Genomic DNA, 23,043 nt, shown 5'->3' on the forward strand with positions numbered 1-23,043 from the left:
ACATGTCCAGCGATTTTTCTCCGGACCAGAAGCGATATCTCGAAGGATTCGTGTCGGGACTCTCTGCCTCGCGCGTCGCCCGAACCAATGTTCCGGCGAAGTCAGAGCCGGTCGGACCTGACGCCATTCACCTCAAGGCGCAGGACCGTACCGTTGCGGCGGGCGGCAAGCTCAACGATCAGGAGAAGATCAAGCGCGACGAGCATCCGTTCGACGCCTATTCGCGGCTGGTCAGGCAAGCGGAGAACAACGAAGCGCCGAAGCCACAGGATAATTTCCGCTGGCGCTATTACGGCATTTTCTATGTCGCGCCGAGGCAGGCGTCCTACATGTGCCGCTTGCGGATTCCGAACGGCATCCTGAAGCACTGGCAGTTCGCAGGCGTTGCAGACCTCGCGGAGAATTTCGGCGGGCCCTATGCGCATGTGACCACACGCGCCAATCTCCAGCTTCGCGAGATCGAACCGAAGAACGCGATCAACATCATCGAGGGATTGCAGGATCTCGGCCTGTGTTCGCGCGGCTCGGGCGCCGACAACATCCGCAACGTCACTGGCACCTCAACCGCAGGCATCGATCCGCAGGAAATTCTCGATACGCGGCGCTACGCCCGCGAATGGCATTTCCACATTCTCAACGACCGCTCGCTCTACGGCCTGCCGCGCAAATTCAACGTCGCGTTCGATGGAGCCGGGCGCATCGCAACTCTGGAAGAGACCAACGACATCGCCTTTCAGGCAGTCGAGGTGCTTGATGGCTTTGGGGTTGAGCCGGGGATCTACTTCCGGCTGGCGCTGGGCGGCATCACCGGCCACAAGGATTTTGCCCGGGACACCGGCGTTATTCTGAAGCCGCAGGAGGCGACCGAGGTCGCCGACAGGATCGTGCGCGTCTTCATCGAGAACGGCGACCGGACCAATCGCAACAAGGCGCGGCTGAAGTACGTGCTCGACTCGTGGGGCTTCGGCAAGTTCCTCACGGCTGTGGAGGAGAAGCTGGGCCGCAAGCTGGCGCGTGTTCCCGCTGAAGCCATTGCACCACGTCCGGCCTATGACCGTTTCGCGCATATCGGCGTCCATCCGCAGAAGCAGGCCGGCCTGAACTGGATCGGCGTTGCGCTGAAACTTGGACGCTTGTCGCCCGAGCAGATCCGCGGGCTCGCAAAGCTCGCGGCCGATTTCGGCGATGGCGACATCCGCCTTACGGTCTGGCAGAACCTGCTGATCTCCGGTGTGGCCGATGCGAACGTCGCGACCGTCGCCGCCGCTATTGAGGCATTGGGCCTGTCAATCACCACGTCGGCCCTTCGTGCTGGCCTGATTGCCTGCACAGGCAAGACCGGTTGCCGTTTCGCCGCTGCTCACACCAAGGAGAACGCCGACGAGATTGCCGCATGGTGCGACGAGCGCGTGCCGCTTGAAACGCCGGTCAACATTCATCTGACCGGCTGCCATCATTCCTGTGCGCAGCACTATATCGGCGACATCGGCCTGATCGGCGCGCGCATTCCGGTCAACGATGATGGCGACACCGTCGATGGCTATCATCTGCTGGTCGGCGGCGGGTTCGGCACCGACGCGACGATGGGCCGCGAACTGTTCCAGAATGTGAAGGCCGAGGACGCGCCGCGCACCGTCGAGCGTGTGCTGAAAGCCTATGTCAATCATCGCACATCAGAGGATGAGACGTTCATCGCCTTCGCCAAACGAACCGAGATTGAAGACCTTAAGCGTATGACTGAAATGGAGTTGGTGAGATGAACCAGCTTTCTCCAACACCGAATTTTGAAATCATCCCCGAAACAGCGCCGTTTTCACAGGAGCAGCGCTCGTGGCTGAACGGCTTCTTTGCCGGTCTCGTGTCGCTCGACAGTGCCGTGACGCCGCTGTCGGCGGAGCAGGGCGCTGCGGTCATGAAGGGCGCTGTTGGCGACGGCGATGATGGCGAAGCGCCCTGGCACGACCAGACCATGCCGATCGCGGAACGGATGAAGCTTGCGGAGGGCCGCCCGATTCGCCGCAAGATGATGGCGGCGATGGCGCAGCAGGACTGCGGCCAGTGCGGGTATAACTGCCACGATTATTCGGAGGTGATCGCCAGCAAGGCGGAAGCACGGCTCAATCTCTGCGTTCCCGGCGGCAAGGAAACCGCGCGGATGCTCAAGTCCCTTTATGAGGATCTTGAGAAGGCGCCTGCGGTATCGTTGCCTGCAGCGGCACCTGCCGTAACGCCCGTTGCCGCAGTTCCGGCAGCGGAGCCGGGCCGTTCGCGCGACAATCCGGTGAAGGCTTCGTTCCTGTCGCGCCGTCAGATCAACAAGCCCGGCTCGGAGAAGGAGACCTGGCATATCGAGTTCGATCTCGCGCAGGCGGGGCTCGATTATGTCGTCGGCGATTCCTTCGGCGTGTTCGCGGCCAATGAACTTGGACTTGTCGACCAGATCATCGCCATGCTCGGCGCGTCGCACACAACCGAAGTCAACGGAAAGACGCTGCGCGAGGTGCTGCTCAACGACGTCTCGCTGTCTCCTGCACCGGATATGCTGTTCGAACTGATCTCGTTCGTGACCGGCGGTGCGCAGCGCGAGAAGGCGCGGGCGCTTGCGTCCGGTGACGATCCGGATGGCGACGCCGCCAACCTTGACGTGCTGGCGGCCTTGCAGAAATTCGCGGGCGTGCGACCGCATCCGGAAGCGTTTGTTGAGGCGCTCGAGCCGTTGCAGCCGCGCCTGTACTCGATCTCGTCGTCGAACAATGCGACTCCGGGCAGGCTTTCACTCACCGTCGATGCGGTGTGTTACGTGATCGGCAAGCGCAAGCGGCTCGGCCTTGCATCGACGTTCCTCGCGGAACGGATCAATCCCGGCGAACAGCTTGGCGTCTATGTGCAGAAGGCTCATGGGTTCGGCCTGCCGCAGGACCCGAACACGCCGGTCATCATGATCGGCCCGGGTACTGGCATCGCGCCGTTCCGCGCGTTCCTGCACGACCGCCAGGCCACCAACGCTCCAGGCCGCAACTGGCTGTTCTTCGGCCACCAGCGCAGCGAATACGATTTCTTCTATTCCGATGAGCTGAACGCGATGAAGGCGTCCGGTCTGCTGACGCGGCTGTCGCTGGCGTGGTCGCGTGACGGCGCAGAGAAGTTCTACGTGCAGGATCGCATGCGCGAGGTCGGTCGCGAACTGTGGAACTGGCTGGCGGATGGCGCGCATGTCTATGTCTGTGGCGACGCCAAGCGGATGGCGAAGGACGTCGAGCGCGCGCTGGTCGACATCACGGCCCAGTTCGGCGCGCGCTCCACCGACGAAGCGATCGCGTTTGTGGCGGACCTGAAGAAAAAGGGCCGCTATCAGCAGGACGTCTATTGATGGCGGGCGCGTGCAAATCGCCGGTTTTGCCGGAGATAGTTCGTTCTCCGCAGGCTGCAGCGGGAGCAATTTTCTCTCTCCCGGCACAGGTGGGGGCAACTTTATCGTCTTTTTCCGGGTCGCCTTGTAACTCACTGACAAAGCAATTCATTATCGCCTCACGTGATCGATTGGAGATCGGCGATGCGCGATATTGTGTCAGGGATCGAAGCCCAAATCAGGACGGACATCCGGGCGACCTCCGCTCAGGCGGAAGATCGCATGCACACGCTCGCCGTCTACGGCGCGTTTGCGCTGATCGCAGCCATCGTGTTTGGCACGCTGTCGTATCATCCGTTCTAAGGAAGGTTGAATTAGCGTCGGATTGTTTCCTCACGTCATTGCGAGCGAGGCGAAGCAATCCAGAGCGGCAAAGAAGAGCTGGATTGCTTCGTCGCTGCGCTCCTCGCAATGACAAATTGCAACGTGTCGTGCGGGCTACCGCATGACAACCCTCGATCCGTCACTCGCTCCCACAAAAACCACGTGTCCCTATTGCGGCGTCGGCTGTGGCGTGATCGCCACGCCTGACAGCAAGGGCGGCGCAACGATTGCCGGCGACCCGGAGCATCCGGCGAATTTCGGCAGGCTATGCTCCAAGGGTTCGGCGCTCGGTGAAACGCTGGGCCTGGGCGAGCGATTACTCGATCCGATGATCCGCTGCTCGAACGGCAAGTTCGAGCAGGTGGACTGGTCCGACGCGCTCGATCACGTCGCCAACCGGCTTCAGCACATCATCGCCAAGCACGGGCCGGGTTCGGTCGGCTTCTATCTGTCGGGCCAGTTGCTGACAGAGGACTATTACGTCGCCAACAAGCTGATGAAGGGATTCATCGGCACGGCGAATGTCGATACCAACTCGCGGCTCTGCATGTCGTCCTCGGTCGCAGGCCATCGCCGCGCGTTCGGCTCCGACACGGTGCCGGGCTGTTACGAGGATCTCGACCAGGCTGACTTGCTGGTGCTGGTCGGGTCGAACGCAGCCTGGTGTCATCCGATCCTGTTCCAGCGGATGATCGCCAACAAGCAGAAGCGCGGTGCACGCATTGTTGTGATCGATCCGCGCCAGACCGAGACCTCCGGCGACGCCGATCTGTTTCTCGGACTCAGGCCCGGTACGGACACGGCGCTGTTCAGCGGACTGCTGATGTATTTGGCGGACAACGGTGCGCTCGATCACGCGTACATCGATGAGTACACGTCGGGCTTTGAGGAGGGATTGGCAAAGGCGCGCAGCATCGCAGGCAGCGTGACCGCGACCGCTCTGGCGACACATCTCTCCGAAACCGACGTCGCGACGTTCTTCCAGATGTTCGCGAAAACGCCGCGCGTGGTGACGCTGTACTCACAGGGCGTCAATCAGTCGGCGCAGGGCACCGACAAGGTCAACGCGATCATCAACTGCCATCTCGCCACCGGCCGCATCGGAAAGCCGGGCGCTTCGCCGTTCTCATTGACAGGCCAGCCGAACGCCATGGGCGGACGTGAGGTCGGCGGCCTCTCCAACCAGCTCGCGGCGCATATGGGTTTCACGCCGCCCGATATCGACCGCGTGCGCCGGTTCTGGAAAGCGCCGCACATCGCCACTCATGAGGGCCTCAAGGCTGTTCAGATGTTCCAGGCGATCGGGCGTGGGGAAATCAAGGCGCTGTGGGTGATGGGCACCAATCCCGCCGTATCGCTGCCGAACGCGGACGCTGTTCGTGCGGCGATGCGCAAGCTCGATTTGCTGGTGATCTCGGAGAACGTGCAGTCCAACGACAGCATCAATTCCGGCGCACACGTGCTGCTGCCCGCGCATGCATGGGGCGAAAAGTCCGGCACCGTGACGAACTCCGAGCGGCGGATTTCACGCCAGCGCGCATTCCTGCCGCCGCCAGGGCAAGCGAAGCCGGACTGGTGGATCATCAGCGAGGTGGCGAAGCGTCTCGGTTATGGATCGGCATTCGCCTACAATTCCGCCACGGACATTTTCCGCGAACACGCTGCGCTGTCCGCATTCGAGAACAGCGGGAGTCGCGACTTCGATATCGGGGCGCTCGCATCAATTGACGATGACGACTTCGATGCGATGCCGCCGGTCATGTGGCCAATGCCCGACGGTTCGGCTGAATCGCAGCCGCGATTTTTCTCCGAAGGCAAATATTATACGTCCGACCGCAGAGGACACTTCATCGCGCCGGACGTGCCGTTGTTGCGTGGTGCGACCTCGGAAGCGCGGCCGTTGCGCCTGAACACCGGGCGTATCCGCGACCAGTGGCACACGATGACGCGTACGGGCCTGAGCCCGCGTCTCGGTCAGCATCTGCCTGAGCCTTATGTCGAGATTCATCCGGTCGATGCGGCGCAGGCCGATATCGTGAATGGCGGGTTCGCGCGGCTCGCGACCGATCTCGGCCAGTGCATTCTGAAAGTTGTCGTCAGCGAGCGACAGCAGCGCGGCATGCTGTTCGCGCCGATCCACTGGAGCGAGGAGAATTCTGCGTCGGGGCGGGTAGGGGCACTGGTCGCGCCGTTCACCGATCCGTTCTCGGGCCAGCCGGAGAACAAGGCGACGCCTGTCGCCATCCAGGCGGTGACGTTCGCTCAGCGTGGTTTCGTGCTGTCGCGCAAACCGATGGCATTTCCCAAAAGCGTGTGGTGGTCGCGCGTCGCCGTCACCGGCGGATATGGCTATCTGCTTGCCAGCAATCGCGATGCGGCATCATGGAAGACGTATCTTTCGCGGCAAGGGGAAGCGGGCCACGTCGCCGAATATGAAGACACCGCCCACGGCGTCTACCGTGCGGCTCAGTTCGACGGCGACAAGCTTGAAGCCTGCTTGTTCATTGGTCCGGCGGAGGCCGCACCCAACTGGGATGCGGTCAAGGCGACGTTCGCAGCGGAGGTGATAAGTGACGAGCAACGTCGCCTGCTGTTGTCGGGCAAATCCACGGATGGCGTCGCGAGCGATGGTCCCGTGGTGTGTGCCTGTTTTGGCATCGGACGTAATGCGATTTGCGGCGCGATCGCGGAAGGCTTACGCACCGCCGCCGAGATCGGCACGAAGCTCAGGGCGGGCACCAATTGCGGCTCGTGCATTCCGGAATTGAAGCGGCTGATCGCGCAAACCGACGTACAGCAGCCGATGGAAGCTAGCGCCGCGAGCTGATAATCCGTCATTGCGAGGAGCACTTGCGACGAAGCAATCCAGTTCTTTCTTGCGGCGCTGGATTGCTTCGCTTCGCTCGCAATGACGGGTGGAGATCTACCGCTTGCTGAACGGCGCGATCGTGATGCCGTTGCGTTCCAGCTCCGAGCGCACCCTGCGGGCGATGTCCACTGCGCCCGGCGTGTCGCCATGGATGCAGACAGTGTCAATCTTCACGGGAATGGCTTTGCCCGATACGGCGGTGATGGCGTTGTCCTGCACCATACGCACCACGCGCTGCGCGATCTGATCGGCATCATGAAGCACTGATCCGGGCTTGCTCCGCGCCATCAGTTGCGCATCGTCCTCATAGGCGCGGTCGGCGAATACCTCATAGATCAGTTTTAGCCCGGCTGCTTCGCCGGCGCGAACAAGTGCGGTGTTGGGCAGCACGACGAAATACAGGTTCGGATCGACAGCCTTGATCGCGGCGGCGATGGCGCGCGCCGTCATGTCGTCGACGCATCCGACATTCGAGAGCGCACCATGCGCCTTGACGTGGGTCACCTTGTAACCGGCCAGCGCGGCGACCGCCTGCAGCGCGCCGATCTGGTAGGCGACCATGGTTTCGATCTCGGACGATTTCAGTCCCGGGACCGGCCGCCGTCCGAACCCGTGCAGGTCGCGGTAACCGGGATGCGCGCCGATGCTGACGCCGCGTTCCTTCGCGAGCTTCGCGGTCTTCAGCATGATGTCGGAGTCGCCCGCGTGAAAGCCGCAGGCGACGTTGACGCTGCTGGCGAGGCCCAGCATCGCGTCGTCATTGCCCATCTCCCATGCGCCGAACCCTTCGCCGAGATCGCTGTTGAGATCGATGGTCATGATACGCCTCGTGGAAATTAGAGTTCGCCGGTGTCGATAGCATTTACTGCAACGCCTGCGACATTGGCTTTCTGCAGTTCGACGAGATTGAGGCTCGATCCGCCAGCGGCGTGAATGCGGCCGGGCAGCGCGCGCATGAACTCGGCGAGATTGCGCGCCTCGGTCTGCGCGTCCTCGACGCTGATCGCCTTGAAGCGAATGGTTGCGCCGGACTGCATCTGCGCAAAGCGACCGAGGTCGGCGCTGATCACGGTTGCGATCTTGGGATAGCCGCCGGTCGTGCCGTGATCCGCCATCAGCACGATGGGCTGGCCGTTGCCCGGCACCTGGATGCTACCGTGAACCGCGCCGTCGGAAACAATGTTGTGCCCGCCGGAATGTGCGACCTTGGGACCTTCAAGCCGATAGCCCATGCGGTCGCTGGTGGCGGAGATGTGCCATTCGCTGTTGAGAAACACATCGCACGCCGCGCCGAACTCATCGTCCTGCGGCCCCATGACGACGCGGATCGGCGTCTGCGGCGTATCGAACGTGTCCAGCGCGCGCTCGTGGGGAGCGACTTGCGCGGTCCCGACGTCCAGTACATCGCCGTCCTGCAACGGCCGCGGGAAAGGACTGCCGAGATCGGCACGCGCGTTGACCGAGAGGCTACCGAACACCGGCTCGCCCGCGATGCCACCCTCGATGGCGAGATAGCTGAACATTCCATTGCGCGCGGCGCCGAGCTTGAGCGTTTCGCCTTCCGCGATCAGTGCGGTTTCATTCAACAGCAGTGGCGATCCTGCGATGTCGGCAACGCGCGCGGCGCCTGACAGGGCCACGCGGACCGCGCCGTTGCGCGCGGTGAACGATGCGCCAAACGGTCCGATCTCGATGGCCGCGGCGAATGGCGTATTCCCCGCTAGGTAATTTGCCATCGCCAATGACAGGCGGTCCATCGCGCCGCTGGTGGTGAGGCCGTAGCGTTGCGCGCCGAAGCGCCCGGCGTCCTGAACCGACGTCGCAGGTCCTGTTGTGACGACGACGAGCTTGCTCATGACACGATCAACTCGGCGACAGTCTCGCCGCGTTCGGCGGCGCGATCAAGTGCAGCAAATTCGTTGGCTGCGATGCCATGGAAAGTTACCGCATCGCCGGGCTCCATCAGGAATACCGGATCGCGATGCGGATGGAAGGTGCGGACCGGCGTGCGTCCCAGCAAATGCCAGCCGCTCGGCGCGGCAAGGCATTGCACGCAGGCCTGCGCTCCACCGATCGAAATGGTGCCGGGCGGCGTCTGCGTCCTCGGACTTTCGCGGCGCGGCGTCGCTATGGCGGGATCGAGGCCGCTGAGGTAGGCGAAACCGGGCGTGAAACCGATCATCGCCACGCGATATTCGCTGCCGGTGTGTTTCGCGATCACGTCGGATGTGGAGATGTTGTGCGCGCGCGCGACATCGTCGAGGTCGATGCCGTAGTCGCCGCCATAGACCACGGGCACACGCCAGCGCCGGACGCCGGTTTCGGGAGGTACAGGCCGTTGCGCCAGAGCAAGCAGTTTTTCCGACAATGCAGCGTAACCCACCAGCAGCGGATCATAATGAACCAGCAGGGAGCGGTAGGTCGGAACCGTTTCCAGGACGCCGGTGACAGCCTCGCTCGCAACGCTGCGGTCAAGCGCGAGAACCTGCCGGTTGATTGCGGGGGCGATGCTACGCCCGAACTCGACCGTCAGGGCAGTATCTCCGGACGGGAGGATGCGGGGCGTGGCGGTCATCGACGGGCCGGAAATCTGAAGGATTGATCGCCATTTGTCCGACACTCTCGTCCAAATGGCAAATAAGTTGGTGTTATCGCAGCGTATAAGCGCGCATTACCGCTCAGGCGATTGTCGCCTTGACGCCATGCCCTGTTTTCGCAAAAAGGCGTGGCACCACATTCGGAGTCCCCATGTCGCTCTCGCCCGAAGCCGTCGCAACGCTCAAGAAGATCACGACCGCCACCATCACGACCATCCTTCTCAAGAAGGGCCTTCGCAATGTCTGGCTGCGCGGGTCGCGTCCGCTGCGTCCGGGGCAGGAGCGTCTGGTCGGTCCGGCATTCACCCTCCGGTTTGTCCCGGCACGTGAAGATCTCGCCACGCCGGAATCATGGTCGAAGCCGATTTCGACCCGTACCGCCATTGAGGCCATGCCTGCTGGCTGCATCGCCGTGGTCGATGCCATGGGCATTACCGATGCGGGAATTTTTGGCGATATTCTTTGCGCGCGCATGGCCAAGCGCGGCGTCACTGCGCTGGTGACGGATGGCGTGGTGCGTGATCTCGAGGGTGTGCTGGGCACGGGGCTGCCGGTGTGGTGCGATGGCGCGGCTGCACCTCCGTCCGTTGCCGGGCTGACGTTCGTCAACTGGGGCGAGCCGATTGGATGCGGCGGCGTCGCGGTTTTCCCCGATGATGTCATTGTCGCCGATCAGGACGGCGCAGTGCTGATCCCGCAGGCCTTCCTTGAACTGATCCTGACCGAAGGACCGGAGCAGGAGGCGATGGAGGGCTGGATCGTCAACGAGGTCAACAACGGTGCAGCGCTGCCGGGCCTCTATCCGATGAATGCCGAGACCAAGGCGCGGTACGCAGTATCAAAGACGAAAAAGTAATCGTCAGCGATCAGGGAGCATGATGTTCCGGATCATGCTCCTCTGGGCCGCCTCCACCCAACGACCATTGCTTCAACCAGACTTCCGGATTCGCTGTTGCGCCATTCGCCGTTGATACGGCGGCATGCGAATGGCAGCTGATAGGTTCCGCTCTTGTCTTCACAAAGAACCTGAACCGCCTCATCGGGCGACGGTTCACCATTGCCGTCAAACTCCGCGAGTCGTTGTATCCGTGTCGCCATCGGCAAATCCCTTCGACAATTGCACCGGCTTGCTCCGAAGTTCCACCGGCGCGAAGGCGTAAAAACAAATTAAGCCGCGTGCGCGTGTCCATTTTAAGACGCCGCCCGAACATGTGCGACCACTGTGAACTGGAGCGGCGATCACGCTGGTTTCCGCTCACCCGATCGTGACATGATGGTCTCGGTTGCATTGAACGGGGCGCGGGTGGAACATGCGGGAGCTTGCCGGCAAGACGGCATTTGTAACAGGCGGAGCCAGTGGTATCGGCCTTGCGCTTGGGCGCGCCTTTGCGGAAGCGGGCGTGAAAGTCATGCTCGCTGATATCGAGACCGAGGCATTGGCCGCCGCTGTCACGAGCCTGCACAACGTCGGTCCGGATGTTCGCGGCATCGACTGCGACGTAACCGATCCGGCCAGTGTCGAACGCGCCGCCAAGGCATCATTCGACGCGTTCGGAAACGTCCACATCGTTTGCAACAATGCAGGCGTCGCTGCAGGTGGCGGCATCAAGGACATCGCGCTCGACAGTTGGCGATGGGTGCTCGACGTCAATCTGATGGGTGTTGTTCACGGCATCCGGGCATTTCTTCCGCACATCCGCGCGCATGGCGAAGGCGGCCACATCGTCAACACCGCATCGATGGCCGGGATGCAGAGCGGGCTGGGATTCAGTCCTTACACCGCGAGCAAGTTCGCCGTGGTCGGCATGTCGGAAGGGCTTGCACCGCAACTGGCGCCATTCGGGATCGGTGTCAGCGTGCTGTGTCCAGGATTTGTCCGTACCCGTATCGGCGACAGCGGACGCAATCGGCCGGAACAATACGGCCCGACGCAAACGATCGATTCCGCAAGCCCGACCGCCGCGCTGGTTGCCCAGATTGCCGAACTTATCCAGTCGGGACTCGAGCCGTCGGAGGTCGCGGCGCGTGTGCTCGCTGCGATCCGCGCCAACGAGCTTTATGTCTTCACGCATGCTGACATGCGTGCCGAGGTCGAGAACCGGTTTACGGCGATCGCGGCAGCTTTCGACAAGACGGCGGCTCGGCGGCCCGGCTGATTTTGTGCACGGGAACCGGTCTTTCATCGATCGGGACAAGCATTGATTCACTCCTTCGCGCCGAACATGGGAGGCGGAAAGGAGTGTATCCATGCGTCAGCTCATTCTCGCAATTTCCGGCGCGGGCGGTATTTTCCTGCTCGCAGGTGCAACACGGAACCGTGGCTGGCCATTAGCCGACCAGGTATGTGTTCAAGGAGCGGTCCTGTGCGACAACCCTGGATGGGTGCTCGCCATCGTCGCGGCCCTGCTGTTCGTTGCGACCATCCAGTCCATCGCCAAAACCTGAGCGATGGAAGTCAGGTGGAGTTATCGGACCGCGAGTCAATCCGGCCGAACCTTGTGCGTTGCCTTACAGCGCCAGCGTCATAAAGAACTCGTCGAACGCAACAGTCGCTGTGTTCGATCCGACTGCCGTTGCGCCAGCATTGGCGACGGCATCGTGCGTCTCGATCGCGGCGGGGCGGGGTTGCCTCGCAGCGATCGCAATCATCGGCTGTTCAAAGCGTTTTGCGCCTTCCGCATCGATTGCGAACAGCGGCCGATACTTGCCAAACCCGTTGTCCTCGATCATCAGAAATGTGCGGTTGTCCAGCATGCGCCAATGACCGCCGGACCGCGCCGCGACCACGGCATGGTCATCGCCCGTCGCGTTCTCGCGAATGATAACGAGGCGAAGATCCTCCGCCGCGACGCCGGCAGCGCGCAGCGCGACCAGCTTTGCGATTGCGTAGTCCTCGCAGTCACCGGCTCCGGCCGCCAGCGTGGCCAACGGTGAGGACCAGTGGTCCTCGACACCATACTGCGCCTGGTCACTGACCGGGCGAATGGCGAGATTGATCGCGCGGTTGATCTCACCCAGGCGGGCAAGACCCTCGCGGGCTGCGGCAACGGTGACGATGTCGCGGAATCGAAGCGCGGGCTGGGAGGTGCAGTGGCCGGGATCGCTGGCGCAGCCGGCGATAACATCTGCCTCGGCCGCAATGGCGCGCTCCACCGCCAGCCATTTGGCGCGCAGGGGACCGTCGGTCAGGGCCGAAGTTGAAAGGCCAAACGGCTCGGGAGCGGGTGCCGGCGTCTCCGCTGCACCGGTCGGGTTCTCGCGCAACGCATATGCTGCCGCATACGCCTCGGCGCCCAACACGTTGAAAATACAGATGATTGCGATCGCGCCTGCGCGCGCTGCAGTGAAAGCCGACATGTGACGCCCCTTGTCCGGACATCGGCTCGCAAAGGTATGCGTGCTCGTGACCGGATCATTTCGTCACAAGGAGTAGGCGGGGTCCCCTTTTCGACGGCTTAAACACGGGACAAATCGGCCATTTGGATTCAAATATGCGGAACTAATGCTGACGACGTTGCCTAAAATTGTAGAGACAAGGCTAACGGACGGGCGCGAGGATACAAAAACCCAATTATCCAAAGTAATCGATGTCTGGAGAACTGTTCTGTTGAGTTTATAGCGTCAGACTTTAAGTATAGATTGCGGTTTGTCGAATGAAAATTCGGCTGACGGAGCGATCTGTAGGCTTGGAAGTCCCGTGTTAATTGATCATCGATGGTACGAGACAGAATGAAATATAAGATTTATTTCATGAATTTAGAAAGCAACGCCTGAACGGCCAAGTCTTTGCGCTGTCATTTTACTTAACGGGGCATGTAAAACCATGCCGGTTGTTTCAACCCTCTATGGAGTTGCAGCCTTTGATGCTATGAATTGCGAATTCTCAAATTGTTAAGAATAAATTTTTTGATACGGGCGGGGCAGGCATTTGAATTTCGCCGGACCATTTGATTCCGAGCTGTCGCACGACGTCCCAGTTTCACTGGGCGGTGAGCGGTTTGTGTTCGATTCAAAACCGGGCTTCGTCCAGCACCACGCATCCGACAGCCATATTGTCATTCCTGATGCGCATCTTCTGTTCTCTGGCGACTACACGCGGATCGGGAGCGACCTGATCATTTCAGGGGATGGCCAGAAGTTCGTCGTCGGCAATTACTTCAAGGGCGAAACGCGACCCGCCCTGACGACGAAAGACGGCGCGACACTCGCGAGTCATATCGTCGATGCATTGACCGGACATGTTCACTACGCCCAGGCAACGGCTGCGCCTGTTGCGGGCCAGGTGATCGGTAACGTTCTGAAGATGTCCGGCAGCGCCTCCGTCATCAGGAATGGCGTATCCATCGAACTGCATATCGGCGACGCCGTTCAAAAGGGCGATGTGATTCAGACCGGATCGGATTCCTCGATCGGTATGACCTTCATTGACGGCAGCGCGTTCGGCATGACCTCGAACGCGCGCATGGTGCTCAACGAGATGATTTTCGATCCGAACGGATCGTCCAACTCATCGTTGATGAGCCTCGTGCAAGGCACCGTTACCTTCGTCGCGGGGCAGACCGCCAAGAACGGCAACATGCGCGTCGAGACGCCGGTCGCCACGATGGGCATTCGCGGCACGGCGGTGCTCGTCGAGATTGGCGCAAATGACGGGCCGACAAAATTCTCGGTCCTTGTCGAGCCGGACGGACACACCGGGTCCTTCAATCTCTATGACAAGGTCACGGGCCAGTTGATCGGGACCGTGTCGCAGGCCGGGCAGGTGACCTTCGTGTCAAGCCTCGGCCTCGGTCAGCCTCCGTCCGCGATCGAGCAGCTCAAGACGCTTCAGGACCAGCAGGCAGAAAAGGCCATTATCCAGCAGGTCTTCCAGCTCTACTTTCCGAACTACAACCCGGACAATTCCAACCCGAAGCTGCCGAAGTTTGGATCGAACACCAGTGGCAACAATCTCGCCGAGATTGTCTTCACGACCAACTCCAACAACAAGCAGACGTTCCTGACGCAGATCGAGTTGCGATTTGCGGTGACTGATCCCAATACCGGGATCACGACCTATCAGAACAGGATTTTCTACAACACCAAGGCGGTGTTTTCTGCAACGCCGGTGCTGTCCGAGCAGGCCTTCACCTCGACCGTCGAATCTTTCAAGATCGCGGACGTCGTTCGTATCGATGATCCTGACATCAATAACGGACCATTTTACGATATTGCGGTACCGTTCGTCGCCGGCAGCGCGGTCATCAAGAGCGCCGTCAGCACCAACCCACATCTGAACGCGAATTTTCTCACGCAGTTCCTGCACATCGACCAGACCACCGGCGTGGTTTCGTTCGACCGGCTGGGTTTCAACTTCCTTGGCCAGGGCGAGAGCGTGACCTTCATGCTCGAAGTCACTGCGCGATCCGGTCCTGATGTTGCGCAGGTCGTCATTCCGATTACGATCACCGGCGACAACGACGTGCCGAATGGCGCTCCGACCATCGTTGTCGGGCCGGTGACCGATGTCACCGGCAGCGTCAAAGAAGACACCCATGCTACTCCCGCGCATGAGATCGTGAGTAACGGCACGATCACGTTCCGGGACGTTGACCTGTCGGACGGCCACCACGCCGCGGTCGCGTTTACATCGTCGACTTCAGGCTCGACGGCGCACCCGGCTTCCAACCCAAGCCTGCCGGGCTTTGGGTCGGGAGCGCACATCGGCACTTTCACCATCGGCCCGGTGGTGGAGGATAAGACAGACACCATCAATACCGGAACTGTCGACTGGTACTTCACCCTGGACGACAATGACCCCACCTTGCAGTCGCTGGCTGAAGGTCAGACCATTACTCAGGTCTACACCATCACGATCACCGACGAACGCGGCGCCTTCGTTACCCAAACGGTGACCATCACCATCACCGGCACCAATGACGCACCGGTGATCACGGCTGACACGGCGATTCATCAGGCTGTCGAAGTTACAGACACCACGGGCGCTCCGAATTCCGTGGTCGACGTTGCCACCGGGACGCTGACATTTACCGACCTGGATCTGTCGGACACCCATCAGGCCAGCGCTGCGCTTCATCCGGGCGCGACATCCGTGGTGTGGTCGGGCGGCGATTACAACGATATCCCGCAGGCAACCCGCGACGCGCTTAACAGTGCGATGACTGCGCTGGTGTCGGAGATCAATACCGATACCAACAATCAAGGCTCGGTCTCCTGGGAATTCAAGCTGCCGGATCATCTGTTCGATTTTCTCGCCGACAACGAGACCCTGACGCTGATCTATGACGTCACCGTCACCGACAACAACGGCGTTTCGTCAACGAAACAGGTTACCGTTCAGGTTGGCGCCGCGAACGACAGACCTGTTATTTCGGTCATCGATGCCAGCGTCGGCGTTCAGGAAGATATTGGTCTCGTCGGTGACTTTTTGACGGACTCCGGGACGGTAACTTTCACCGATACCGACTTGAATGATACACACACGGCGCATGTGACCTATAACGGCGCCGTGGGCGGCAACGGCGGGACCGTCAACGCCGGGCTGCTTGCAGCGATTGGAACGGCGCTGAGTGTTCCGAACGCCACGCTTGCGGCCGGCAACTCTTTCAATTGGGATTTTGCGCTGGACAATAGTTTCGTCCAGTATCTCGCCGAGGGCGAGACGGTGACCGCTACCTACACCATCACCGTCAAGGACAGCAGCGGCGACTCGAACGATACGTCGGTTGGACAGACGATAACCATAACTATCACTGGCACCAATGATCGTCCGGTGATCACGGCGGTCGATGTGGTCGGTGCTGTGAAGGAAGACACTGGCGTCGTGCCGATGGACACGCTGTACGATACCGGCGCGGTGACGTTTGCCGATGCTGATGCTACCGATAACGCGACAGCGAATATTATATTCGTGAGCGATGCGGCCAGCGCCGGCGTGACGATCTCCGGTGCGTTGCATACAGCATTGCAAAACGCCCTGACCTTGCAGACGTCGGCATTTGCCGCCAACGCCGGAACGGTGAACTGGGATTTCAATCTTGACAACAGTCTTGTGCAGTATCTCGCAGAGGGCGAGACGATTACGGCGACCTACACCATCACGGTGCAGGATGACAGTGGCACAGGAACAGATACCGCCACGCCGCAGACGGTGACAGTCACTATCACTGGCACCAACGATCGTCCGGTGATTACGGCGGTCGATGTGGTCGGTGCTGTGAAGGAAGACACTGGCGTCGTGCCGATGGACACGTTGTACGATACCGGCGCGGTGACGTTTGCCGATGCTGATGCTACCGATAACGCGACAGCGAATGTTGTGTTCGTGAGCGATGCGGCCAGCGCCGGCGTGATGATTTCCGGTGCTCTGCATACTGCGCTGCTGAGCGCGCTGACCCTGCAGACATCGGCGTTCGCCAACGCCGGAACGGTGAACTGGAACTTCAATCTCGACAACAGCCTGGTCCAGTACCTCACCGAAGGCGAGACCGTGACCGCGACCTATTCCATCACTGTCAAGGACGACAGCGGCACCGGGACCAACACATCTGTGCCTCAGACGGTGACCGTGACTATCACCGGCACCAACGATGCGCCGGTCATATCAACGGCCAACATCACTCTGACGCCGGACGGATTTGGCGCGACGAAGGTTTCAGGAATTTCGGTGTCGGATGTAGACGATGGTGGAAGCGGCCAGTTCACGCTTACAACGACCGCCGATCACGGGTCGATCGCGCCGCATATCTCAACGGGTAGTATTTCCGCGATCAACGCTGCGCTTCAAAACAACTTGGTCTATACGCCCACGGATAACTCGCCGATCGGCCATGGCACGCTGACTGTGATGGACAATCAGCGTGCGTTTGATGTCGTCAACTTTGTTTTCCGGCAATCCGGGTCGGACCCATTGCTCCTGGCTGAAAACACCAACCAGAAAGATGTCTTGATCGGGGGCACCGGGGTGGATCAGTTTGTGTTCGCGGCGGATTCCGGTCAGGACACCGTCTTGAACTTCACGCAGGGGACCGACAAGATCGACCTCCATCTGCTGACGGGTGGCCCGACAACGGGAACAATCGCGGCGTGGCTGACAACCGCCACAGAAACCATCGGCAGCGATACGCTGCTGTCTCTGAACGGCACCACGGACACCGTGCTCCTGAAGGGTGTTACCACCGCGCTGCATGCGAGTGATTTCTTCCTCGCCTGATGCGTCGGAGGGGGCGGAAACATTAACTTCGATCATGTTTCCGGCTGCAATGACCGCCCGTGTCATGGCATGATGGACCATTCGCCGCGTACGATTCATGAACCGCAGATTGGCGTTCTGACAGCAGCCGGCAAGCCAGGTATCGATGCAGTCCGCGAAGACATCAAGTCAGGCCCATTCGCCCCGTTCCGAGCTGGGCGTGGCGCTTCGCGCCTGCCGCAGCGCGTTTATCGGCGTCGGCGTGATGAGCTTTGTCATCAACATCCTCTATCTGACCGGCTCCTTCTTCATGCTGGAGATCTATGACCGGGTGCTGCCGAGCCGTAGCATTCCGACGCTTGTGGGCCTGATCGTGCTGGCGGGCGGCCTCTACGTGGTTCAGGGCATCCTCGATCTGATCCGCGGTCGCATTCTGATCCGAATCGGTTCGACGCTCGATGAAATGCTCAGCCGCCGCGTCTACGACATCGTCGTCCGGATGCCGCTTATCGTGGGTAACCGCAGCGAGGGTCTGCAGCCGCTGCGTGATCTCGACAACGTCCGGTCATTCCTGTCCGGCATGGGGCCGGGGGCGCTGTTCGACCTGCCGTGGCTGCCGCTCTATCTCGCGATCTGTTTTGCCTTCCATCCACTGATCGGTCTGACCGCGCTGGTCGGCGCTGTTCTCCTGATCGCGCTGACCATCCTGACCGAATACCTGACCCATGAGCCGATGAAGCGCTCCACGGGTCTGGCGATGCGCCGGCAGGACCTCGCACTGGCCAGCCGCCGCAATGCCGAGGTGTTGTCCGCCATGGGCATGGCGGGCCGTGTCGGCAGGCAATGGGAAGACTCCAACCGCGACTACCTTGCGAGCAACCAGCGGGCGAGCGATGTCGCCGGCGGTCTTGGCGCCATCGCCAAAGTGATGCGGATGATGCTGCAATCCGCCGTGCTCGGCGTCGGCGCGTATCTGGTCATCAACCAGCAGGCGACCGCTGGCATCATCATCGCCGGATCAATCCTCAGCGCCCGGGCGCTGGCTCCGGTCGATCTCGCGATTGCACACTGGAAGGGTTTTGTGGCCGCCCGGCAAAGCTGGCGCCGTCTGAACCATTTGCTCGGCATGTTGCCGGAGCAGGGCACTCCGACGCTGCTGGAACCGCCGGTCAGCCGCCTCTCCGTGGAGACACTAACCGTCAGCCCGCCCGGCGAACAGAAGGTGGTGGCGCAGGACATCACGTTCGCGCTCGAGGCGGGACAGGGCGTCGGCATCATCGGTCCGAGCGGATCGGGGAAATCCTCATTGGTGCGGGCACTGGTCGGCGTCTGGCAGCCGCCCCGCGGCAAGGTACGGCTGGACGGAGCGGCGCTCGATCAATGGTCGCCTGAAATCCTCGGCCGCCACATCGGCTACCTGCCGCAGGACGTGGAACTGTTCGCAGGCACGATCGCCCAGAACATTTCGCGGTTTGAGGACAAGGCATCGCCGGATCACATCATCGCCGCGGCAAGGGAAGCGCACGTCCATGATCTGATTATCGGGATGAAGGACGGCTACGACACGCAAATCGGTGATCATGGCAGCGTGCTGTCGGCCGGACAGGCCCAGCGCATCGCGCTGGCGCGGGCGCTCTATGGCAATCCATTCCTGGTGGTGCTGGATGAGCCGAATTCCAATCTCGACAGCGAGGGTGATGCGGCGCTGAACAAGGCCATCCTCGGAGTCCGCGCGCGGGGCGGCGTGGTTGTCGTAGTTGCCCATCGCCCGATCGGCATCGAGAGCGTCGATCTCGTTCTGGTCATGAAGGAAGGACGGATTCAGGCGTTCGGACCAAAGGAGGCTGTCCTTGGTCAGGTCCTGCAACGCCCGGTCGCTGTCCCGCCCGCCATCAAGATCGTGTCCGACAAGGGAGGAGCGCAACCATGAAGCCTACTCTCGCCGGAACTGAAGGCATCATTCGCCGCTTCTTCAACACCTTGTTTTCACCGCTGGAGCGCCTCTCGATCTTCAAGAGTCTCGATCAGCCGGGATCGCGCCGGTCGATCCGCTTTCATTTGATCGTGGGGCTTTTCGTCGTCACGCTGCTGACGTGCGGGATCGGCGGCTGGGCCTCGACCGCGCAGATATCGGGCGCGCTGATCGCGCCCGGTTCGATCGTGGTCGATTCCAACGTCAAGAAAGTGCAGCACCCGACCGGCGGCGTCGTCGGCGAGGTGAGGGCGCGTGACGGCGACCGCGTCAAGGCCGGTGACGTCGTGGTGCGTCTCGACGACACTGTGACCAAGGCAAGCCTTGCTATCGTTACCAAGGGGCTCAACGGGCTTCTGGCGCGCCGGGCGCGGCTCCTCGCCGAACAGGAGGGAGCAGAACGCATCACGTTCCCGCCGGAACTGATGATTTCGTTTGCCGATCCGGAAGTTCAGTCGCTGATCGGAAATGAGATCAAGCTGTTTCAGGTTCGCTCATCCGGCAGGGTCAACCAGAAGGCCCAGCTCAAGGAGCGCATCGCCCAGCTCAAGGAGGAGATCGGCGGTCTTGAGGCACAGGAGAACGCCAAGTCGCGCGAGATTGAATTGATCCAGAAGGAGCTCGTTGGTGTCCGCGATCTCTATGCCAAGAACCTTGTGCAGATTTCACGGCTGACCGTTCTCGAGCGGGACGCCGCGCGGCTCGACGGCGACCGAGCGCAGTTCGTCGCCCAGAAGGCGCAGGCCAAAGGCAAGATCACGGAAATCGAGCTGCAGATCATCCAGATCGACAAGGATCTCTCCAGCGAAGTCTCCAAGGAGATGCGCGAGATCAACGACAAGATCGGTGAGTTCGTCGAACGCAAGGTGACCGCAGAAGATCAACTGCGCCGCATCGATATCCGCGCGCCGCAGGATGGTATGGTGCTTCAGTCGACGGTCCACACCGTCGGGGGTGTGATCACGGCCGGTGACGCGGTCATGCTGATCGTGCCGGACTCCGACAACCTGTCCGTTGAAGCCAAGGTCAATCCGCAAGATATCGACCAGTTGCGGATCGGCCAGAAGACCTTGCTGCGGCTGTCCGCCTTCAATCAGCGCACCACGCCGGAATTGAACGGGACCATCAGCCGGATTTCGCCGGACACCACGATCGACCAGCGCACCGGCCAAAGCTATTACACCGTACGCGTCTCGCTGCCGCCGGAAGAGGTGGCGCGGCTCGGGGATGTCAGGTTGATGCCTGGCATGCCGGTCGAGGCTTTTGTACAGACAGGCGAGCGCACCATGATATCCTATCTCGCGAAGCCGTTCAGCGACCAGCTCATGCGTGCGTTCCGGGAAAAGTGACGGGTATCGGCTAGCGGCATGGTGCGGGCGGTATTGAAATCGGTAGTGCGTTTTTTCGCGCGTATCAGGCGTTACGCGCGGCTTTTCGGCTACGCGCGGCTGTTGTGCCTTTTGCTTTTGATCGCCATGCTCGGCGTTCGCGTCGCCGATCCGATCCCGCTCGAAGAGTTGCGCGTCCGCACCTTCGATGGATATCAAATTCTCAAGCCGCGCGAGACGACCCAGCGTCCTGTCGTCATCATCGACATCGATGAGAAGAGTCTCGCCAAGTTCGGGCAATGGCCGTGGCCGCGCACGCGGGTCGCCGATCTTGTTCAGCGGCTGACCGATCTCGGCGCCGCCGCCATCGCCTTCGATATCGTTTTCGCGGAGCAGGATCGGCTTTCGCCCGCCATTGCTGCCGATGCGTTTCGCGATCTGGATGAGGAAAGCAAGGCGAAGTTGCGGGCGCTGCCCAGCAACGATCAGGTGCTTGCCGACGTGCTGCGCAAATCGCCGTCCATTCTTGGCGAATCCGGCCTGCCGAAATTCGTGCCGCAACCCGAATTGAAACTGCCCCTCACGGGCCTTGCGACTCTGGGCGGCGATCCGCGGCCGTTCCTGCTGCAATTCCCGGGTTTGCTCCGGAATGTTCCGGTGCTGGAGGAGGCTGCTCCCGGACGGGGCCTGTTCACGATCCGCACCGAACGCGACGGCATCGTCCGCCGCGTCCCGATGATCATGCTGGCGCAGGGCGAATTGATGCCTTCGCTAACGTTCGAGATGCTGCGCATCGTCACCAAATCCGACACCATTCTGGTCAAGTCAGACGAGGCGGGCGTGAAGAGCGTGGCAGTGCCCGGATTTGAAGTCCCCACCGACCGCAACGGCCAGCTTTGGGTGCATTTTGCGAAACACGATGCGGCGCGTTATGTGTCGGCAGCCGATGTGCTGGATGGCAAGGTCGGCCCCGATCGGATTTCGCGCAAGCTGATCCTGATCGGCACCTCGGCAGTGGGATTGCTGGACGTCAAGACCACTCCGCTTGATCCGGTGATGCCGGGCGTCGAGGTCCATGCGCAGGTGCTGGAGAGCGCGCTGACCCGTTCGGTGCTGTCTCAACCAAATTATGCCGTTGGAGCCGAACTACTGGCCGCGATCCTGTTCGGCATCGCCATTATCTGGCTTGCACCGATCCTTAGCGCCATCATGCTTCTGCTGTTCGGCGCCGTCATCGTCAGCATCATGGTGGCAACATCCTGGTACTTCTTCGCGGAGCACCGGCTGCTGCTCGATTTTACGTTCCCGCTGATCGCGAGTACCGCTATCTATCTGGTGCTGGTATTCAGCAGCTACTTCCGAGAACAGGCGCAGCGCCGCCGCATTCGCTCGGCCTTCGGCCAGTACCTGTCGCCCGCACTTGTCGAACAGCTTGCGCAGTCGCCGGAGAAACTCGTGCTCGGCGGTGAGGAGCGGGACATGACCATCATGTTCAGCGACGTGCGCGGTTTCACCACGATCTCGGAATCCTTCAAGAGCGATCCGCAGGGCCTGACATCACTGATGAACCGTTTCCTGACGCCGCTGACCAATGCGATCCTCGATCGCAAGGGCACCATCGACAAGTATATGGGCGACGCCATCATGGCGTTCTGGAACGCGCCGCTGAGCGATCAGGAGCATCAGGTCAACGCGTGCAATGCAGCGCTCGACATGATCGATCGCATCGAGGCGTTGAATGTTGAACGCGAGCGCGAAGCAAATGAGGCGGGCAAGCCGTTCATCCCGATGAAAGTCGGTATCGGCCTGAATACGGGGACCTGCGTGGTCGGAAACATGGGGTCCAACCTGCGGTTCGACTACTCCGTGCTGGGCGATAGCGTGAACCTGGCCTCGCGGCTCGAGGGGCAGTCGAAGTCCTACGGCGTGCCGATCATCGCCGGATCAGCGACGGCGCTGGCGGCAAAGGACAAGTTCGCAATCATCGAAATCGACTTTATCACCGTGAAGGGCAAGAAAGAGCCCGAAGTGATCTATGCCATCGTCGGGCGGGAAGATGTCGCCAAATCAGGTCCATTCCAGCGCCTGCGCAACCTCAGCATCGAAATGCTGGCGTGCTACCGCAGCCGCGACTGGGATGGCGCTCTTGCTGCAATCGCGAAGGGCCGCATTGCCGACGAAGCGAAGAGCTTTAGTGCATTCTATGATCTCTATTCCGAGCGGATAGACGCGTTCCGCAAAACTCCGCCGCCGGAGGACTGGAATGGCGTCATTGCCCTGACAACCAAGTAAGGTGAGGCGAAAGGCCGCCGCTATCGTCCACATGTCCGTCTGGCAAGCCATTTTTTTGATA

Annotated in this window: 16 protein-coding genes; 11 read left to right on the forward strand and 5 right to left on the reverse strand. The window is 61.1% G+C overall.

Annotated features, from left to right (window positions below; translation table 11 throughout):
* The first annotated feature begins 2 nt into the window (after positions 1-2).
* The 4 genes from BN32_RS05350 to BN32_RS05360 all read left to right on the forward strand — a co-directional run bounded on the left by BN32_RS05350 (position 3) and on the right by BN32_RS05360 (position 6,560).
* Positions 3-1,760, forward strand: a complete 1,758-nt coding sequence (locus BN32_RS05350; protein WP_019197093.1) for a NirA family protein — start codon at positions 3-5, stop codon at positions 1,758-1,760.
* Positions 1,757-3,370 (forward strand): sulfite reductase subunit alpha, encoded by a 1,614-nt coding sequence (locus BN32_RS05355; RefSeq protein ID WP_019197094.1) that lies wholly within the window; start codon positions 1,757-1,759, stop codon positions 3,368-3,370. Before BN32_RS05350 ends, BN32_RS05355 begins: the two co-directional genes overlap by 4 nt.
* A 183-nt stretch (positions 3,371-3,553) precedes the next feature.
* The gene (locus BN32_RS27220) at positions 3,554-3,712 is read left to right on the forward strand and encodes a hypothetical protein (protein WP_019197095.1); all 159 of its coding nucleotides are present in this window, start codon (positions 3,554-3,556) and stop codon (positions 3,710-3,712) included.
* A gap of 142 nt (positions 3,713-3,854) precedes the next feature.
* A complete protein-coding gene (locus tag BN32_RS05360; RefSeq protein ID WP_019197096.1) occupies positions 3,855-6,560 on the forward strand; it encodes a nitrate reductase in 2,706 nt (901 codons plus the stop codon).
* A gap of 96 nt (positions 6,561-6,656) precedes the next feature.
* Here the strand turns inward: BN32_RS05360 and BN32_RS05365 are convergent, their stop codons facing one another.
* The 3 genes from BN32_RS05365 to pxpB are packed head-to-tail and all read right to left on the reverse strand — an operon-like array spanning position 6,657 to position 9,177.
* The gene (locus BN32_RS05365) at positions 6,657-7,421 is read right to left on the reverse strand and encodes a LamB/YcsF family protein (protein ID WP_019197097.1); all 765 of its coding nucleotides are present in this window, start codon (positions 7,419-7,421) and stop codon (positions 6,657-6,659) included.
* 17 nt (positions 7,422-7,438) lie between these two features.
* On the reverse strand, positions 7,439-8,458 hold the full coding sequence (locus BN32_RS05370; protein WP_019197098.1) for a 5-oxoprolinase subunit C family protein: 1,020 nt from the start codon (positions 8,456-8,458) through the stop codon (positions 7,439-7,441).
* Positions 8,455-9,177, reverse strand: coding sequence for a 5-oxoprolinase subunit PxpB (pxpB, locus tag BN32_RS05375; protein ID WP_019197099.1), 723 nt, complete (start codon positions 9,175-9,177; stop codon positions 8,455-8,457). Before pxpB ends, BN32_RS05370 begins: the two co-directional genes overlap by 4 nt.
* A gap of 173 nt (positions 9,178-9,350) precedes the next feature.
* On the opposite strand from pxpB, the gene BN32_RS05380 reads away from it, so the two are divergent.
* Positions 9,351-10,055, forward strand: coding sequence for a ribonuclease activity regulator RraA (locus BN32_RS05380; protein WP_019197100.1), 705 nt, complete (start codon positions 9,351-9,353; stop codon positions 10,053-10,055).
* 32 nt (positions 10,056-10,087) lie between these two features.
* Here the strand turns inward: BN32_RS05380 and BN32_RS27565 are convergent, their stop codons facing one another.
* On the reverse strand, positions 10,088-10,297 hold the full coding sequence (locus tag BN32_RS27565) for a hypothetical protein (protein ID WP_019197101.1): 210 nt from the start codon (positions 10,295-10,297) through the stop codon (positions 10,088-10,090).
* Between the two features lie 212 nt (positions 10,298-10,509).
* On the opposite strand from BN32_RS27565, the gene BN32_RS05390 reads away from it, so the two are divergent.
* Positions 10,510-11,355: an SDR family NAD(P)-dependent oxidoreductase gene (locus BN32_RS05390; protein ID WP_019197102.1), complete on the forward strand. Its 846-nt coding sequence runs from the start codon at positions 10,510-10,512 to the stop codon at positions 11,353-11,355.
* A gap of 91 nt (positions 11,356-11,446) precedes the next feature.
* Complete coding sequence (locus BN32_RS05395) at positions 11,447-11,644, forward strand: hypothetical protein (protein ID WP_019197103.1); 198 nt, start codon at positions 11,447-11,449, stop codon at positions 11,642-11,644.
* 63 nt (positions 11,645-11,707) lie between these two features.
* Here BN32_RS05395 and BN32_RS05400 read toward each other — a convergent pair whose 3' ends face one another.
* Positions 11,708-12,556 carry a transglutaminase-like cysteine peptidase gene (locus BN32_RS05400; RefSeq protein ID WP_019197104.1) on the reverse strand — a complete coding sequence of 283 codons (849 nt, stop codon included), beginning with the start codon at positions 12,554-12,556 and terminating at the stop codon, positions 11,708-11,710.
* A 643-nt stretch (positions 12,557-13,199) separates the two neighbouring features.
* Here BN32_RS05400 and BN32_RS25545 point away from each other — a divergent pair.
* From BN32_RS25545 to BN32_RS05420, 4 genes are all read left to right on the forward strand, one after another.
* On the forward strand, positions 13,200-17,411 hold the full coding sequence (locus BN32_RS25545) for a VCBS domain-containing protein (protein ID WP_156946949.1): 4,212 nt from the start codon (positions 13,200-13,202) through the stop codon (positions 17,409-17,411).
* Between the two features lie 145 nt (positions 17,412-17,556).
* Entirely contained in the window at positions 17,557-19,320 is a 1,764-nt protein-coding gene (locus BN32_RS05410) for a type I secretion system permease/ATPase (RefSeq protein WP_019197106.1), read from the forward strand.
* Positions 19,317-20,711 (forward strand): HlyD family type I secretion periplasmic adaptor subunit, encoded by a 1,395-nt coding sequence (locus tag BN32_RS05415; RefSeq protein WP_019197107.1) that lies wholly within the window; start codon positions 19,317-19,319, stop codon positions 20,709-20,711. The genes BN32_RS05410 and BN32_RS05415 overlap by 4 nt, the downstream gene beginning before the upstream one ends.
* Positions 20,712-20,729: 18 nt before the next feature.
* On the forward strand, positions 20,730-22,982 hold the full coding sequence (locus tag BN32_RS05420; protein WP_019197108.1) for a CHASE2 domain-containing protein: 2,253 nt from the start codon (positions 20,730-20,732) through the stop codon (positions 22,980-22,982).
* Positions 22,983-23,043 lie beyond the last annotated feature (61 nt).

The organism is Afipia birgiae 34632, from assembly GCF_000308295.2.
GTDB lineage: Bacteria > Pseudomonadota > Alphaproteobacteria > Rhizobiales > Xanthobacteraceae > Afipia > Afipia birgiae.

Excerpts from the sequence above, each read along its gene's own strand:
- BN32_RS05350 (WP_019197093.1), top strand. The coding sequence starts at position 3 with ATGTCCAGCGATTTTTCTCCGGACCAGAAGCGATATCTCGAAGGATTC.
- BN32_RS05355 (WP_019197094.1), top strand. The coding sequence starts at position 1,757 with ATGAACCAGCTTTCTCCAACACCGAATTTTGAAATCATCCCCGAAACA.
- BN32_RS27220 (WP_019197095.1), top strand. The coding sequence starts at position 3,554 with ATGCGCGATATTGTGTCAGGGATCGAAGCCCAAATCAGGACGGACATC.
- BN32_RS05360 (WP_019197096.1), top strand. The coding sequence starts at position 3,855 with ATGACAACCCTCGATCCGTCACTCGCTCCCACAAAAACCACGTGTCCC.
- BN32_RS05365 (WP_019197097.1), bottom strand. The coding sequence starts at position 7,421 with ATGACCATCGATCTCAACAGCGATCTCGGCGAAGGGTTCGGCGCATGG.
- BN32_RS05370 (WP_019197098.1), bottom strand. The coding sequence starts at position 8,458 with ATGAGCAAGCTCGTCGTCGTCACAACAGGACCTGCGACGTCGGTTCAG.
- pxpB (WP_019197099.1), bottom strand. The coding sequence starts at position 9,177 with ATGACCGCCACGCCCCGCATCCTCCCGTCCGGAGATACTGCCCTGACG.
- BN32_RS05380 (WP_019197100.1), top strand. The coding sequence starts at position 9,351 with ATGTCGCTCTCGCCCGAAGCCGTCGCAACGCTCAAGAAGATCACGACC.
- BN32_RS27565 (WP_019197101.1), bottom strand. The coding sequence starts at position 10,297 with ATGGCGACACGGATACAACGACTCGCGGAGTTTGACGGCAATGGTGAA.
- BN32_RS05390 (WP_019197102.1), top strand. The coding sequence starts at position 10,510 with ATGCGGGAGCTTGCCGGCAAGACGGCATTTGTAACAGGCGGAGCCAGT.
- BN32_RS05395 (WP_019197103.1), top strand. The coding sequence starts at position 11,447 with ATGCGTCAGCTCATTCTCGCAATTTCCGGCGCGGGCGGTATTTTCCTG.
- BN32_RS05400 (WP_019197104.1), bottom strand. The coding sequence starts at position 12,556 with ATGTCGGCTTTCACTGCAGCGCGCGCAGGCGCGATCGCAATCATCTGT.
- BN32_RS05410 (WP_019197106.1), top strand. The coding sequence starts at position 17,557 with ATGCAGTCCGCGAAGACATCAAGTCAGGCCCATTCGCCCCGTTCCGAG.
- BN32_RS05415 (WP_019197107.1), top strand. The coding sequence starts at position 19,317 with ATGAAGCCTACTCTCGCCGGAACTGAAGGCATCATTCGCCGCTTCTTC.
- BN32_RS05420 (WP_019197108.1), top strand. The coding sequence starts at position 20,730 with ATGGTGCGGGCGGTATTGAAATCGGTAGTGCGTTTTTTCGCGCGTATC.